Source organism: Achromobacter sp. RTa (assembly GCF_000757485.1).
In the GTDB taxonomy this organism is placed as follows: domain Bacteria; phylum Pseudomonadota; class Gammaproteobacteria; order Burkholderiales; family Burkholderiaceae_B; genus Achromobacter.
In genome coordinates this window covers 545,958-560,709 of record NZ_JPYO01000045.1, presented here as the reverse complement: position 1 = coordinate 560,709, position 14,752 = coordinate 545,958, and the positions used below count along the sequence as shown (strand labels likewise).

General features: G+C 69.1%; 13 protein-coding genes. 7 read left to right on the top strand and 6 right to left on the bottom strand.

Translation table 11 applies throughout. From position 1 onward, the window contains the following. The first annotated feature begins 201 nt into the window (after positions 1-201). Together JL37_RS26895 and JL37_RS26890 are read left to right on the top strand one after the other, a co-directional pair. Positions 202-1,188: a tripartite tricarboxylate transporter substrate binding protein gene (locus JL37_RS26895; RefSeq protein ID WP_043548068.1), complete on the top strand. Its 987-nt coding sequence runs from the start codon at positions 202-204 to the stop codon at positions 1,186-1,188. Between the two features lie 389 nt (positions 1,189-1,577). Then, positions 1,578-2,558 (top strand): hypothetical protein, encoded by a 981-nt coding sequence (locus JL37_RS26890; RefSeq protein WP_231570438.1) that lies wholly within the window; start codon positions 1,578-1,580, stop codon positions 2,556-2,558. Positions 2,559-2,570: 12 nt separating this feature from the next. On the opposite strand, the gene JL37_RS26885 is transcribed toward JL37_RS26890, so the two are convergent. The 4 genes from JL37_RS26885 to JL37_RS26870 form a co-directional block, all read right to left on the bottom strand. Beyond that, positions 2,571-3,446: a DMT family transporter gene (locus tag JL37_RS26885; protein WP_043548066.1), complete on the bottom strand. Its 876-nt coding sequence runs from the start codon at positions 3,444-3,446 to the stop codon at positions 2,571-2,573. A 385-nt stretch (positions 3,447-3,831) separates the two neighbouring features. Next, entirely contained in the window at positions 3,832-6,456 is a 2,625-nt protein-coding gene (locus tag JL37_RS26880) for an AAA family ATPase (RefSeq protein WP_043548065.1), read from the bottom strand. After that, positions 6,453-7,580, bottom strand: a complete 1,128-nt coding sequence (locus JL37_RS26875) for a DNA repair exonuclease (RefSeq protein WP_043548263.1) — start codon at positions 7,578-7,580, stop codon at positions 6,453-6,455. The genes JL37_RS26880 and JL37_RS26875 overlap by 4 nt, the downstream gene beginning before the upstream one ends. 118 nt (positions 7,581-7,698) lie before the next feature. Continuing rightward, positions 7,699-9,000 (bottom strand): D-amino acid dehydrogenase, encoded by a 1,302-nt coding sequence (locus tag JL37_RS26870; RefSeq protein WP_043548064.1) that lies wholly within the window; start codon positions 8,998-9,000, stop codon positions 7,699-7,701. 135 nt (positions 9,001-9,135) lie between these two features. Here JL37_RS26870 and JL37_RS26865 point away from each other — a divergent pair, with 135 nt between their 5' ends. The 5 genes from JL37_RS26865 to JL37_RS26845 all read left to right on the top strand — a co-directional run bounded on the left by JL37_RS26865 (position 9,136) and on the right by JL37_RS26845 (position 11,696). Beyond that, positions 9,136-9,603 carry a winged helix-turn-helix transcriptional regulator gene (locus JL37_RS26865; protein ID WP_043548063.1) on the top strand — a complete coding sequence of 156 codons (468 nt, stop codon included), beginning with the start codon at positions 9,136-9,138 and terminating at the stop codon, positions 9,601-9,603. A 146-nt stretch (positions 9,604-9,749) separates the two neighbouring features. Continuing rightward, positions 9,750-10,415 (top strand): DUF502 domain-containing protein, encoded by a 666-nt coding sequence (locus tag JL37_RS26860; RefSeq protein ID WP_043548261.1) that lies wholly within the window; start codon positions 9,750-9,752, stop codon positions 10,413-10,415. A 31-nt stretch (positions 10,416-10,446) separates the two neighbouring features. Next, the gene (locus JL37_RS26855; protein ID WP_043548062.1) at positions 10,447-10,692 is read left to right on the top strand and encodes an RNA-binding S4 domain-containing protein; all 246 of its coding nucleotides are present in this window, start codon (positions 10,447-10,449) and stop codon (positions 10,690-10,692) included. Between the two features lie 34 nt (positions 10,693-10,726). Beyond that, positions 10,727-11,302, top strand: coding sequence for a restriction endonuclease (locus JL37_RS26850; RefSeq protein WP_043548061.1), 576 nt, complete (start codon positions 10,727-10,729; stop codon positions 11,300-11,302). A 13-nt stretch (positions 11,303-11,315) separates the two neighbouring features. Next, complete coding sequence (locus JL37_RS26845; protein WP_043548060.1) at positions 11,316-11,696, top strand: DUF2784 domain-containing protein; 381 nt, start codon at positions 11,316-11,318, stop codon at positions 11,694-11,696. Here the strand turns inward: JL37_RS26845 and JL37_RS26840 are convergent. Both JL37_RS26840 and JL37_RS26835 read right to left on the bottom strand, forming a co-directional pair. After that, complete coding sequence (locus JL37_RS26840) at positions 11,677-12,804, bottom strand: acyl-CoA dehydrogenase family protein (protein WP_043548059.1); 1,128 nt, start codon at positions 12,802-12,804, stop codon at positions 11,677-11,679. The genes JL37_RS26845 and JL37_RS26840 overlap by 20 nt on opposite strands. A 119-nt stretch (positions 12,805-12,923) precedes the next feature. Further along, positions 12,924-14,744 (bottom strand): glycoside hydrolase family 15 protein, encoded by a 1,821-nt coding sequence (locus JL37_RS26835; RefSeq protein ID WP_043548058.1) that lies wholly within the window; start codon positions 14,742-14,744, stop codon positions 12,924-12,926. Between the last annotated feature and the right edge of the window lie 8 nt (positions 14,745-14,752).

Genomic DNA, 14,752 nt, shown 5'->3' with positions numbered 1-14,752 from the left:
TGCGGTCATCTCCGCGCAACAGCACGGCAGCCGGAACCGCCCCCGGGCGGTGAGGGTCGATCCGGGTTGACCGGGGGGTGATTCCTGTGTGGAATGGCGCCCACGAAGCGCTGGCCAGGCCGGCATCAGAGCAAGGCGCGCTTCACCGACGCCGGCCACAGAAGCCGGCCGGGTAGGAATTCAATAATATGGAGAAGACTCTTGACCGTGCTGTCCCAAGCAAAGGCCATCCTGGCCGCCGCAATCGCAGGCGTCTGCTTTAGTACCGGCGCGCATGCCGCCGACCCCTATCCCAACAAACCCATCCGCCTGATCGTGCCCTTCGCGGCCGGCGGCACCACCGACATCGTCGCGCGCATCGTCGCCGAAGGCCTGGGCCGCCAGCTCGGCCAGCCCGTCGTGGTGGAAAACCGCGGCGGCGGCGGCGGCGCCATCGGCGCGGACGCCCTGGTGCGTTCCGCTCCCGACGGCTACACCCTGGGCGTGGCCACCGTCAGCACCATGGCCACCAATCCGGCCACCAACCCCAAGAACCCGTACAACCCTCTGAAGGACTTCGCGCCCATCACCAATATGGTGAACGTGCCGAACGTGCTGACGGTAAACCCCGCCGTGCCGGCCAAGACGCTGGCCGAATTCATCGCCCTGCTGAAGGCCAACCCCGGCAAGTACACCTACGCCTCCTCGGGTTCGGGCGGCATCGGCCACCTCGACGGCGAACTCTTCAAGTCGCTGACCAAGACCGACATGGTGCACGTGCCCTACCGCGGCTCGGGCCCGGCGCTCAACGACGTGATCGCCGGCCAGGTCAACGCCCAGTTCGACAACCTGCCCTCGTCCATGCCCCACATCCAGGCCGGCAAGCTGCGCGCCCTGGCCGTGGCGGCACCCAAGCGCCTGCCCGCCCTGCCCGACGTGCCCACCTTCTCGGAAGGCGGCCTGCCGGAGATGGACAACATGGCCTGGTACGGCCTGGTCGCGCCCGCCGGCACGCCGCAGGCGGTGATCGACCGCATCCATGACGCCGCCGTCAAGGCGCTCCAGGATCCGAAGACCGTGCAGCGCCTGGCCGATGGCGGCTCGCTGGTGGACGGCAACACGCCAGCCGAATACGCCGCCCAGATCAAGCGCGAGCTCGAACTGCGCCAGCGCATCGCCAAGGAACGCAATATCCAGTCGACGAACTGATTCCAGCGATCCCCGCCGCCGGCCCCGCCCGGGGCCGGCGCTTGACTGCAATCGCCCGGCTGGTAGCATGTGCGTCCGTGCGATCCGATTTTTCTCCCCTCCCCTGCGCTGCATGCGCCATCTGCGCCCTGCGCTCGACCTTGTTGAGCTCGCAGGAAGTCGCCGCGCGCTCCGCCTACGCGCGCTCCAAGCCCGGCTAATCGCCCGCTTCCTCCCTCTCTGAGCCTCATCCCGGCCCGCCGCCGGCTGCCCGCGCACATCCGCGCTCCGCGCAGCCCGCAGCCTGCCGGCGGACGCCCTGCCGCGTGACCGGGCGCCGCGTCTCGTCACATTTCCGCATGCCCTGGAGGGCCTGCGGCCAGGCCACGCACCGAACTTTTCCAAGCGCCATGCAACTCACCAAGAAATTCGTCAAAGCAAAGAACCCCTGCGCGGGCGGCTACAAATGGTTCCTCCGCGACCACAACGGGCAAGGGGACTACCAGGCCGTGCTTGACGCCTTGGTCGCCGACGGACGGGTCAGCGACGCCTGCTGGCTGCTGGACCAGTTCGGTCCGACGGACGCCGTGTTGAAACTGGATGCCGTCGATGCCAACGCCATCGTCTTCGCGGGCACCCTGGAGGTCCGCATGGGCATCAACGTAGACACCGTGGTGCGCGCCGGCCGCAGCATCGTCACCGGCGGTGGCATCCGCGCCGGCGAAACCATCATGGCGGGCGAAAACATCACCGCAGGCGCCAACATCGCCAGCGGCGGCGACCTGCGGGCCGGTGGCGACGTGGCGGCGGACTGGGGCATCGAGACCGCCACCCGCCTGGACTGCAGCGGCAACGTCCGCGCCAAGTGGGACATCTGCGCCGGCCAGGACCTCGCCGTGACCGGCCACCTGCACGCGGGGCAGGACGTGCAGGCGCAGGGCGCGATCAAATGCGGCCAAGGCATCAAGGCCGGCGGCGACGTGCGCGCCGAAAAGGAAATCGATGCCGCCTGCGGCATCCAGGCCGGAGGCTCCATACTCTGCGGCGACCACCTCGCATCCGGCTGGGGCCTGATCGCGGGCGAAGACATCCGCGCCGAAGGCGCGATCCGGGCCGGCGAAGGCGTGCAGGCCGCGGGCATCATCGAAGCGGGCGCCGGACACGGCATCTACGCAGGCCTGAGCGTCCGCCTGGACGCCTGGTCGGCCTGCGCCCGCGTCGTGGCGCAATCGCGGCCCGAACAGCTGGTCAGCGGGCACTGGGACGGCCAGGACGACGCCGCGCCCGCCGATCAGCCGTGGGACGGCGGCTGGCGCGGCGAGGCCGCGGCCCCTGGGTTCCTGACCGGCCGCGAACCCGCGGCCGGTCAGGAACCGGGATCTCGCAACTAGGGCCTGTTCACCCTAGGCTCGGACGGCCTGGCTCGCCGGACTGCGCAGCACCAGCATCAGGCCCAGCAGGATCGTGCCCATCCCGGCCACGCTCAGCGCCGACAGGCGATTGCCCAGGATCAGGTAATCCAGCACCGCCGTGCCTGCCGGCACCAGATAGAACAGGCTGGTGACGTTCACCAGGTTGCCGGCCTGGATCATGCGGTAGAACAGCAGGGTCGCGCCCACTGAAATCACGAGCCCCATCCAGGCCAGCGGCACGATGAAGCCGGCCACCCATTCAACGCGCATGGGCTGGAACGGCACGAACAGCAGGCACAACGCCAGGCTGACGGCGTATTGCAGCGGCATCACGTCCATCGGCGCCTGCCGCACCCGCTTCTGCAGGATCGCCCCTACCGTCATGCACGCCAGCGCGCCGAACGCGAACGCCATGCCCGACGCCGAGAAGCGCGCCATGCCGATACTCTGGTACATCACCATCGCCAGCCCGCAGAAAGCCAGGAACAGCCCGGCCATCCGGGCCGGCGAATAACGCCGTTCGAGCAAGGCAAGGGTCAGGATGGGCTGCGCCCCCAGCAAGGTCGCCAGCACGCCCGGCGTGATGCCGTGGTCCAGCGCAAGCAGATAGCAGATGGAATAGCCGCCGATCAGCAGCAGCCCCGTCGCCGCGACCGTGGCGCGCGTGCCCGGCTCGGGCAGCCAGCGCCGACGTCGCGCGCAGATCAGCAGCAGCACGGCCATGGCCAGAATGAAGCGCAACAGCAGGAAGGCGAAGGCGGAGGCATGGAACAGCCCCCATTTGGCGAAGATCGCGCCGCCGCTCCACAGCAGCACGAACAAGGTGGTGGAACCGTAGGAGGTCCACGCGGATCTATCGAAAGACATGAGGTTTCTACCTGTCGAAGTCATAACAGGCTCCCCCTCTGCCCTGGCGCGGCGGTCGGCCGCGCTCAAGGCGCAAGCAGGCGCGTGACGGACGCAGCGCGCGTCAAGGCGTCAGGCGGACAGGCTTTTGGAAGGGAGAGTCGGGTGCGGACGGCGTCAGCCGACGACGACCGCCGAAGGCGGGCATGCGCCCGCCACCACGCCGCAAGGCGGCGAGACGGGCGGCGACACCACCGTGGAGACGACAGGGGAAAAACCGGGGGAAACTGCGGAGCGCCGTGAGATCACGCGCGCGCGGCTGCCCGCTGCGATGGCAGCGGATGCGGAACCGGCGAGGTGCGTGGAATCAGGCATCCGGCAAGACTACCGCCCGCGCGGAGTGCCGTCAAGCGATGCGCCGCTGCTCCACGCCCATGTCCCTCCATGCTTCGCCATGGCAGGTGAACATCAGGATCTGATGGCGGGTCGCCGCGTCGAACAGTGCGCGCTTCATGAAGTCGCGCCGCGCATCGTCCGTGTGGACCAGGGCATCGTCGAGCATCAGCAGGGTCGGCCGCCCTGCTTCGCGCAACAGGTCCGCGTAGGCGAAGCGGGCCAGTATGCCCAGTTGTTCGCGCGTGCCGAAACTGAGCGCGGCCAGCATGTCTTCGCCGCCCGCGCGGCGCAGCGCCATGGGCAGCAAGCCCTCGTCCAGGCGCAGGTCGGCCTCCGGGAACAATAGCGCCAGGTAATGGTTCAAGCGGCGCGCCAGCGGCGCCTGCAACCGCTGCGTAGCCACCGCGCGCTGGTCGGTCAGCAGCCCGAGCAGCAGATCCAGGGCCGCCGCTCGGCGGGCCAGCTCGTCGCGCCGCCGCTCCAGGCGTTCGCAGGCCGCTGCCGTCTCGGACAGGCGTTCGCCCAGGCCTTGCGCGCCCGCCTGGTCCAACTTGCCCTGCAACTGCAGGATCTCGCCGTGGCGCTTGTGCTGCGCATCGCGCTCGATGGCGGCGGACTTTTCATAGCGAAGGACGTCTTGCTCCAGCAGTTCGGGCTGGTGCCCCGCGAGCGCCGCCTGCGCGTCGCGAACGCGGCGTTCAAGATCGTCATGGCCGCTGCGCGCCTCGGCAAGCCGGCCGGCGCGGGACTGCCGCTGCGCGGCCCGTTCGGGCGATTGCAGGTCGGCGCTGCGCGCGGCGGCCTGGCCTTCAAGCAGCTGGGCGCGGGCGCTGTCCGTATCCATCGCGCGTTGCGCGGCCGCCAGCGTTTTCTCGGCCTGCGAGAAGACGGCCTCCGCCTCGCGCAGCGCCTGCATCGCCGCAGGCAGGTCGACATCGCCCGTCGCATCCGCGGCAGGCAGCTTCGACAGGCGCTCTTCCAACTGGGCGCGGCGCGCCAGCGCCTCGTCGCGCTGGCTGCGCAGCGCGTCCATGCCCTTGGGCGCATGGATGCCCAGGGCCTTGCGCATGCCCTCCAGCTCGCGCAGCAGCGCGCCGTAGCGGGCATGGCGCCGTTCGGCCTCGGCAAGCCCATCCACGCCCAGGCGCTTGAGCAAGGCGCTGCACGCCGTCCTGGCTTCGTCCTCTTCGCGCTTCAAGGCGGGCAGGTCTTCGCCGCCCGGCGCGATGCGGAAGCGGCCGACGCCCGGCAGCTCGAGCTCGGCGGCGGCCGTGAGCAGGACCTCGTCGGCGCCTCTGAGCGCCCTGCCGTCCAGGCGCGCCTCGCGCCCCGGTTCCAGTTCGTAGGACAGACGCGTGGCGATTGCCTGCTGCCGCAGCTGCAGATTGGCCAGTTCGCGCTCGGCCTTGCGCAAGGCGTCGATATCGGCTTCGGCGATCTCGATGCGCACGCTCTCTGCCTTCAACGCCGATCCCTGCTCGATCAACGCAGCGGCTTCCTTCAGCGCGTGGTCCAGGCGTTCGATCTCGGGCGCCAGCTGCGCCAGTTGCCGTTCCAGGTCGCGGCGGTCCGCCACGGCCTGCACCAACGCCACGCGCCGGCGCGCGGCATCCACCGCGTCCGCATGGGCCTGCCGCTGCAACTGCGCGCGCGCCGCCGGATCGCGCGACGCGTCGGCGCGGGCGCGCGCGGAGCGGGCCTCTTCCGCCAGCGCCTGGAGTTCGGCCTCATCCTGCTGGTCCCGCCGGACCTGGTCCTGCAGCAGCGCCAGCGTCTGGGCGGCCTGCGCCTGTTCGCGGCGCAGCCCTTCGAGCGCCTCGCGCTCCTTGGCCACGGCGGCCAGCCGCGAACGCGCCTCGGCGGCCTTGGCCTCGAAGTCCTTCCAGGGCTCGCCCGCCTGCGCGCGCTCGTGGGCGCGGCGCAATTCGGCCAGGCGGTCGACATCGGCATTCAGCTGGGCCATGGCCTGCGCGCATTCGTCGCGCTCCGCCACCGCGCGCGCAAGCGCATCCTCGGCCTCCTTGTAGACGCCCTTGGGGCGGCCGTTGCGCGCGTCCAGCAAGGCGCCGCGCTCGGCCGCAACCCGCTCGTACAGTCGGTCGCCGTCGCTGGACGCCAGCTCGCCCGACAGCTGCGTCAGCGCATCGCGCAAGTGCGCGCCCGCATGAACCGCCGCCTCCTGCAGATTCTGGCCGTCGCCCTGCTGGATCCACAACAGCCCCGGGATCCCCGCAAGGTCCGGCTTGCTCTGGCCGCGCCCCGCAAGCTCGAAGCCCAGCAGCGCGGCCAGCGCGTTCTCGGCCTCTTCGCCGTCCAGCCGCCGCGCGCCGTCGTCGATCAGCAGTTCGCAGCGGGCGCGGGACAGGAATTGCTTTTTCAGCACGTAGCTGTGGCCGTCGTGCGTGAAAGCGAGTTCAACGCTGGGCCGCGCGCCGGATTCGCCATGCGGGGCGAGATCGGCCACCTTGCTGGTGCTGTAGCGTTCCAGGAAGGCCGAGCGGATGGCCGTGGCCACCGTGCTCTTGCCCGCCTCGTTCGGCCCCACGAACAGGTTCAGGCCATCTTGCAGGCCGTCCAGCACGAGCGGCTGGCGGAACTTGCGGAATTCTTCCAGGGCGATGCGCGTGAGCTTCATTTCGCGCCTCCGGGCACGGCGCTTTCGCGTTGGAACCGCAGCAGCAGCCGCAGCGCCTCGCCCGCAACCGCGGCCTGCCCGGCGTCGGCCTGCAACGCCTGCAGCCGCGCCGCCACTTCGCCCACGTAGCCGCTGGCGCGCAGCTCGGCCAGATCCGCCTCGTCCGGCTCGAGCTTCAGGCCGGACAGGTCGGGCAGCAAGGCGCGCACCTGCGCGGCGGCGCGGTCCACGGCCTGTTGCAGCGCTTCCCAGGTTTCCATATTGACGTGCCCCTGCACGTCCAGCCGCAGCACGTCTTCGGCGCGCAAGCCGGCCATGCGCTCGGCCAGCGCCTGCGCATCGGTGGGCAGGCTCAGGGTTTCGGACCAGGCCGACCAGCGATACTTGCCCGTGGCCACCCGCTCCACCACCGGCGCGGCGCCCGGCGCCGCGATGCGCACGTCCAGCACGTAACCCGGCTCGTTGCCGCGGAAACGGTCCTGCTCCGGTGTGCCGGCGTACCAGGTGCGCTCGTCGATCGACAGGCAGCCGTGCCAATCGCCCAGCGCAAGGTAGTCCAGGCGGGCCCGGGCCGCTCGGTCCGGCGCGATGGGGTTGGTAGCGTCGATGTTGTCCGGCAGCCGCCCCGCCACACTGCCATGCGCCAGGCCGACCCGGATGCGGCCGCGCTCGGTGTCCAGCGCGTCGAAGGCCTGCGTCACATCCTCGTAGGTATGGCGCTGCGTCAAGGGCGCGGCCAGCACGGCCAGATCGATGCCCGCCAGATCCACCACGCTCGTGCCGAGCGGCACGTGGACATTGGACGGAATGCAGTCCAGCTGCATCGCGCGGCTCCAGACGCTGTCGGCAAGCGCCGCATCGTGGTTGCCGGCGATCATGACCCACGGCCCCGCATACGCGGCCATGGCGGCGAACAGCCGGCGGATCGTTCGGTCCGACACGCCTTGCGTGTCGAACACGTCTCCCGCCACCAGCACGGCGTCCACCTGGCGCTCGGCGGCAAGCGCGGCGATCCGCGCCACCACGTCGAAGCGCGCTTCGGCCAGCATCGCGGCGTCATCGGTTTCAAACTGGCCGTACTGTCGGCCGATCTGCCAGTCGGCGGTATGCAGGAAATGGATCATGCGCGCCATTGTATGGCGTCCATGGCATGAGTGACGCGCGCGGAGCGGAGCGCGGCGCGCGCACGCCGCCGGCGAGCGCGCCACCCATCAAGCGGCGGGCTTGCCCCGCCGCCTCTCGTCAGGCGCTCTTGCCGTCCAGCACCAAATGCTGGCTGGACGCCGACTTGCGGCCGTAGCGGGACAGGTCCAGGCCGTCCGTGCGGATCGCCGGGCGCTGGCCCATGACCTGGTCGGCCACCAGCTTGCCGGAGCCGCAGGCCATGGTCCAACCCAGCGTGCCATGGCCTGTGTTCAGATAGAGATTGCCGTAGCGCGTCGGGCCGACCACCGGCGTGCTGTCCGGCGTCATGGGACGCAGGCCCGTCCAGAATTCGGCCCGTGCCACGTCGCCGCTGCCAGGGAACAGGTCGTTCACGACCAGTTCCAGCGTCTTGCGGCGGGCATCCTTCAGGCGCAGGTCGAAGCCCGACAGCTCGGCCATGCCGCCCACGCGGATGCGCTTGTCGAAGCGCGTCACGGCGATCTTGTAGGTTTCGTCCAGGATCGTCGACACCGGCGCGGCGGACTCGTCGATCATCGGAATGGTCAGCGAATAGCCCTTGACCGGATAGACCGGCAGGTCCAGGCCCAGCGGTTCCAGGAAGCCGCGCGTGTAGCTGCCGAAGGCGGCGACATAGCGGTCCGCCGTCAGGACCTCGTTGCCGACGCGCACGCCCGTGACCTGGCCGCCTGCGGTATTCAGGCCTGCAACGGCCTGGCCGTAGCGGAACTCCACGCCCAGCCCGGCGGCCAGTTCGGCCAGGCGCGTGGTGAACAGCTGGCAATCGCCGGTTTCGTCGTTCGGCAGGCGCAGGCCGCCCGAGAGCTTGTCGATGGCGCGGGCCAGCGCGGGCTCGGCGGTCGCTAGGCGGTTGCGGTCCAGCAGTTCGTAGGGCACGCCCACTTCTTCCAGCACGGCGATATCGCGGCGCGCGGCTTCCAGCTGGGCTTCCGTGCGGAACAGCTGCAAGGTGCCGCGGGTGCGCTCTTCATAATGAATGCCGGTGGACGCGCGCAGCTCGCGCAGGCAGTCGCGGCTGTACTCAGACAGGCGGAGCATGCGCTCCTTGTTGACCGAATAGCGTTCGGCCGAACAGTTGGCCAGCATCGCGGCCATCCACTTCAGCTGGTAGAGGCTGCCGTCCAGGCGGATCGCCAGCGGGGCGTGCTTCTGGAACAGCCACTTGATGGCCTTCAGCGGAATTCCCGGCGCCGCCCAGGGCGTGGAATAGCCCGGCGATACCTGGCCGGCGTTGGCGTAGCTGGTCTCGAGCGCAGGCCCGGGCTGGCGGTCGAGCACCGTCACTTTGGCGCCCTGGCGGGCAAGGTAATAGGCGGTCGTGGTGCCGATGACGCCGCTGCCTAGGACGATGACATGCATGATTCTTTCCAGTGTTTGGTTTTGTGCAGGAATTTCGGTAGTCTATGAGCCTCTTCCTAGTGAAAGACACTGAAAAATTATCTTTGGCAGTGGTTTTTCCCGGCGCCATCCTGTTTTCCGATCGCCAAAAGTGAAATGCGCGACCTAGACCGTATCGACCTGAAAATATTGGATATTCTGCAGCGTGAAGGCCGGATTTCGGTGACCGAACTCGCCGACCGGGTGAACCTGTCGGCCACCCCCTGTTCCGACCGCCTCAAGCGGATGGAACGGGAAGGCGTCATCACGGGTTACCATGCGCGCGTCAACCCCGCCGCGCTGGGGAAGAACCTGCTGGTCTTTCTCGAAATCAAGCTTTCGGCCAAGTCCGGCGACGTGTTCGACAAGGTCAAGAAGGAACTGCTGTACGTGCCCGAAGTCATGGAATGCCACCTGGTGTCGGGCGACTTCGATTACCTGGTCAAGGCGCGGCTGACTGAAATGAATGAATACCGCCGCCTCCTGGGCGAAATCCTCAAGCGCCTCCCTGCATCCGCCGAATCGCGGAGCTACGTGGTCATGGAGGAGATCAAGGAGACGCTGTACCTGCCCGTGGACCGTTAGGACACACCCTGGGGCCGATAGGCCCCGCCGTGGGCTCGGCACGCATTCCATGCGCTTTGTTACCGGACTGGAGCGCGCCGGCTGCTATGCTGGCGGCCCTCCGGCCTGCGCCGCCGCGCACCGACCCCATTTTTTGCCTTTCGCCTATGACTCGACTCTACAAGTACTTTTTCCGTGGACTGATCACCGTCCTGCCCCTGGCGCTGACCATCTACCTGCTCTACATCTTCCTGGCCTGGACCGAGGCCGTGGCGCTGACCTTCCTGCGCCCCTTCATCGGCGGCTTCTACGTGCCGGGCATGGGCCTGGCCTTGGGCATACTGGGCATTCTCGCGATCGGCTACCTGGTCTCCAAGGAGCGCGTGCAGCGCGTGCTGGCGCTGGTGGAGATGCCGTTCACCAACCTGCCGGTGGTCAAGAGTATCTATTCGTCCCTGAAGAGCTTCGCGGACTACTTCTCGCCCAGCTCGAAGAACACCGCGCAGCAGGTCGTGATCCTGCGCATTCCCGGCCAGCAGATGGAATTGGTGGGGCTGATCACCCGCCGCAGCATGGACGGGCTGCCCGAGGGCTTCTCGCAGGACGGCCGCGTGGCCGTCTACCTGCCGATGGGCTACATGATCGGCGGCTACACCGTCTTCGTGCCGCAGGAGTGGGTGCAACCCATCCAGATGTCGGTCGAGGAAGCCATGCGTTCGTCGCTGATCGCCTGGATGGCGCGGGCCGAGAACAACAACCGGCCCGCCGCGCCCGCCGCCCAGGAGCCCCCGAGCGACGCCCCCGGCGCTCCCGGCGGCGGCGGCCAGGCCTGAGCCCTTTTCTTTCATTTCTTCCAGGCGCGACATGCCCATCATCGAATTCACGCTTGCCGACGGCAGCCCCTATATTGAAGTCAACCAGCTGCTCAAGGCCACCGGCGTATGCGACAGCGGCGGCGCCGGCAAGATGCTCGTGGCGGAAGGCCACGTGAGCGTGGGCGGCGTCTTGGAAACCCGCAAGACCGCCAAGATCCGCGCGGGCCAGATCGTCACCTGCGGCGACACGCGCATTGTGGTGCGCGCCGCCGAGACCGGCGGCGACCCGGCCTGATCCTTACTCCGCCCAAGCAACGCCGCGAGCCGCCATGAAATTCAAGATGTCCCGGAACTCCATCTTCGCCGTCCTGCTGCGCTCGCCGTGGTGGATGAGCGCAGGCGTGGCCCTGCTGCTGGCGGCGGGAGGCTTCGCCGCCCTGCCCCTGGAATACGCCGCGATGGGCGTGTTCGCCGCCGTGCCGTTCGCGGTCATCTCCATCATGGCGGCCTACAGGCAATTGCGCGCCCCATCCGGCGCGCGCGTGCAGGCCGTGGCCGAAGCGGCGGCCGGCATGCCGTGGGCGGACTTTGCCCGGACCGTCGAGGCCGGCTTCCGGCGCGACGGTTGCGAGGTGGAGCGCCTGCAGGCGCCGGGCGCGGACTTCGCGCTCAGCAAGGACGGCCACGTGGCCATCGTCAGCGCCAAGCGCTGGAAGGCCGCGCGCGTTGGCGTCGAGCCGCTGCGCGAACTGCAGGCGGCGCGCGAGAAACGCGGCGCGCGGGAGGCCATCTACATCGCCCTGGGCGAGGTCTCGGAAAACGCGCAGCAGTACGCCAGGTCGCAGGGAGTATCCCTGATGACCGCTCCCGAACTGGCCAAACTGCTGCGGGACCTGAAGGCCTGACACGGGCACGGCGATGAGCTACCGCCTGCTTGCCGATCTGGTGCTCGTCGTCCATGGCCTCTTCGTGGCATTCGTGGTGTTCGGCGGGCTGCTGGCGCTCTGGCGGCGCTGGATCGCCTACCTGCACCTGCCCGCGCTGGCCTGGGGCGCCCTGGTGGTGGGCATGGGCTGGATATGCCCGCTCACCCCGCTGGAAGTGTCGCTGCGGCGGCAGGCGGGCCAGGAAGGCTACGCCGGCGGCTTCATCGAGCACTACCTGCTGGGCCTCATCTACCCCGCCGACATCGGGCGGGAGACGCAGATCGTGCTGGCCGCCCTGCTGGTGGCCGGCAACGCGGCGGTCTATGCGCTGTGGTTCCGCCGCGGCCGCCGCTCTACAGGTTCCGGGCGATAACCAGCCGCTGGATGTCGCTGGTGCCTTCATAGATCTGGCACACGCGCACGTCGCGGTAGATCCGCTCCACCGGAAAATCCTTCAGGTAGCCGTATCCGCCCAAAGTCTGGATGGCGGCGGAACACACCTTCTCCGCCATCTCTGAAGCGAACAGCTTGGCCATGGATGCCTCCGTCAGCGCCGGTTGGCCGGCGGCGCGCAAGGCCGCTGCGTGCAGCACCATCTGGCGGGCGGCATGGATCTGCGTGGCCATGTCGGCAAGGCGGAACGACACGGCCTGGTGCTCCATGATGGGTTTGCCGAAAGCCTGGCGGTCGCGTGCGTAGTCGCGCGCGCACTCAAATGCCGCCCGCGCCATGCCCACGGATTGCGAGGCGATGCCGATGCGGCCGCCTTCCAGGTTGGACAGGGCGATCCGGTAGCCCTCGCCCTCCTCGCCCAGGCGGTAGGCGGCGGGAATGCGCAGGTCCTCGAAGGCGATGTGGCAGGTGTCCGAAGCATGCTGGCCCAGTTTGTCCTCCACCCGCAGCACCTTGTAGCCCGGCGTATCGGTCGGCACGATGAAGGCGGAGATGCCGCGCTTGCCGGCCGCCGGATCGGTCACCGCGAACACGATCACGGTCTGGCCATTGCGGCCCGACGTGATGAACTGCTTGGCGCCGTTCAGCACATAGCTGTCGCCGTCGCGGCGGGCGCGCGTTTGCAGGCTGCTGGCGTCCGACCCCGCCTGAGGTTCGGTCAACGCGAAAGCGCCGATATGCTCGCCGCGCGCCAGCGGCCGCAGGAACTGCTCCTTCTGCGCATCCGTGCCGAACTTCAGTATGGGCATGCAGGCGACCGAGTTGTGCACGCTCATGATGGTGGAGCAGGCGCCGCTGCCCGCTGCGATCTCTTCCAGGGCGACGGCGTAAGACACGTAGCCGCTGTCGTTGCCGTCCCAGTCCTCGGGCACCAGCATGCCGAAGAACCCCAACTGCGCCATCTCGGCGATGGCGTCGGCGGGATAGTGATGGTCGCGGTCCCAGCGTTCGGCGTTGGGGGCCAGCCGCTCCTGCGCAAACCGGCGCGCCATTTCCTGGACGCTTTGCTGTTCTTCCGTCAAAAGCATGTTCTTGTCTCCTGGGTGCGGCGGCCGGCTCGCGGGGTCGCGGCCTGGCTCTGCCTGCGCAAGACGGGGCCCGTCATGGGGGCCCCGCATGACAGCGAGAATACACCGCGGAGGCCGCCTCAGGCGCGCGGGGCGTCCTGCTCGGCGCGCTGCCGCGCGGGGCCCGTCGCCCCGCTCAGGTTATAGGCCGTGTTGACCAGGCCGATGTGGGAAAAACCCTGAGGAAAATTGCCGACCAGCCGCCGGCGGACCACGTCGTACTCCTCCGCGAGCAGGCCCAGGTCGTTGCGCAGCGTCAGCAGCCGCTCGAAGAGGCGCTCCGCGTCGTCCAGCCTGCCCTGCATCACGTAGGCGTCCGCCAGCCAGAAGCTGCAGGCGAGGAACACGCCTTCCTCTCCCTCCAGCCCGTCGTCCGTGCGGTCGGTGGAATAGCGCCGCAGCAGGCCGTCGCGCAGCAGCCCGCGTTCGATGGCGCGCACCGTCCCCGCCACGCGCGGATCGTCGGCGGGCAGAAAACCCACCTGGGGGATCAGCAACAGGCTCGCGTCCAGCGCGCCCGACCCATAGCTCTGCACGAAACAGCCCTGCTCCCGGTCGTAGCCGTGCTCGCAGATATCGGCCCGGATCTGCTCCCGCAGGCGGCGCCACGCCTCCACCGGGCCCTTCAGGCCGAAACGCTCGCATCCCTTGACCGCCCGGTCGAACGCCACCCAGCACATCAGCCGGGAATGGGTGAAGGCCCGCCGTTCGCCGCGCACTTCCCAGATGCCGTGGTCCAGCTCCGACCACCGGCGCGCCAGCGGCTCCAGCAGCACTTTCTGCAGGCGCCAGGCCTCGGCCAGCGGCGCCAGGTCCGCGACGCGCGCGGCATACAGGGTCTCGATGAGTTCGCCGTAGACGTCGAGCTGGTCCTGGCCGGCGGCGCCGTTGCCCTTGCGCACCGGCAGGCTGGACGCATAGCCCGGCAGCCAGGGGATCTCCAGCTCCGGCAGCCAGCGGCCGCCCGCTATGCCGTACATGATCTGCAGCTGGTCGGGATGGCCCGCCACCGCCCGCAACAGCCATTGCCGCCAGGCCTCGGCCTCTTCGCGGTAGCCGGCGTTGAGCAGCGCGTAGAGCGTCAGCGCCGAATCGCGCAGCCAGCAATGCCGGTAATCCCAGTTGCGGCTGCCGCCCAGCGCCTCCGGCAGCGAGGTCGTCGGCGCCGCGATGATGCCGCCCGTGGGCTGGAAAGTCAGAAGCTTCAGCGTGATCAACGAGCGCAGCACCGCATCGCGCCGCGCGTCCGCCGGCCCTTCCCAGTGACAGCGCTTGGCCCATTCCTGCCACCACGAGATCGTGCGGTCCATGCTTTCGACCCGGTCGGGCACGAAATGCGGGGTGCGGTGCGAACGGTGGTACGACAAGGTGAACGGCACCACCGTGCCCGGGTGCACGTTGAAGCGCGCCGTGGTCTTGAGCTCGTGGCCTTCCAGTTCGATGGGCGTGTGCAGTTCGACCGCGTCCGGCCCGGCGATGGCGCTCAGCCCGTAGTCGCGCCGCCGCACCCAGGGCACGGCCTGGCCGTAGTTGAAGCGCAGCACCAGCTCCATGTCCATCTGCACGTGCCCGGATTCGCCGCGCACGATGCGCACCACGTCCGCGCGTTCGTCGTCGTCGCTGAGCGGCATGAAGTCGAACAGCGTCGCCGCGCCGGTGGCGGTTTCGTAGCGTGTTTCCAGCACCGCGGTGTCGGGCACGTAGCGCCGCGAGACGGTGGCGCCCTTGCCGCGCGGCGCGATGCGCCAGCGTCCGTGGCGCTGGTCGCCCAGCAGCGCCGCGAAACACGCGGGCGAATCGAAATGCGGCAGGCAGAGCCAATCGATGGAGCCATCGCGCGCGACCAGCGCGGCGGAAAGCATGTTGCCGATGAGTCCGTAGTCTTCCAGGGGCTTGGACATGCGCGCCG

Coding starts and splice junctions, on each gene's coding strand:
- JL37_RS26880 (WP_043548065.1), bottom strand. CDS start 6,456: ATGAAGCTCACGCGCATCGCCCTGGAAGAATTCCGCAAGTTCCGCCAG.
- JL37_RS26850 (WP_043548061.1), top strand. CDS start 10,727: ATGAAATTCAAGATGTCCCGGAACTCCATCTTCGCCGTCCTGCTGCGC.
- JL37_RS26855 (WP_043548062.1), top strand. CDS start 10,447: ATGCCCATCATCGAATTCACGCTTGCCGACGGCAGCCCCTATATTGAA.
- JL37_RS26890 (WP_231570438.1), top strand. CDS start 1,578: ATGCAACTCACCAAGAAATTCGTCAAAGCAAAGAACCCCTGCGCGGGC.
- JL37_RS26860 (WP_043548261.1), top strand. CDS start 9,750: ATGACTCGACTCTACAAGTACTTTTTCCGTGGACTGATCACCGTCCTG.
- JL37_RS26845 (WP_043548060.1), top strand. CDS start 11,316: ATGAGCTACCGCCTGCTTGCCGATCTGGTGCTCGTCGTCCATGGCCTC.
- JL37_RS26885 (WP_043548066.1), bottom strand. CDS start 3,446: ATGTCTTTCGATAGATCCGCGTGGACCTCCTACGGTTCCACCACCTTG.
- JL37_RS26835 (WP_043548058.1), bottom strand. CDS start 14,744: ATGTCCAAGCCCCTGGAAGACTACGGACTCATCGGCAACATGCTTTCC.
- JL37_RS26875 (WP_043548263.1), bottom strand. CDS start 7,580: ATGATCCATTTCCTGCATACCGCCGACTGGCAGATCGGCCGACAGTAC.
- JL37_RS26865 (WP_043548063.1), top strand. CDS start 9,136: ATGCGCGACCTAGACCGTATCGACCTGAAAATATTGGATATTCTGCAG.
- JL37_RS26840 (WP_043548059.1), bottom strand. CDS start 12,804: ATGCTTTTGACGGAAGAACAGCAAAGCGTCCAGGAAATGGCGCGCCGG.
- JL37_RS26870 (WP_043548064.1), bottom strand. CDS start 9,000: ATGCATGTCATCGTCCTAGGCAGCGGCGTCATCGGCACCACGACCGCC.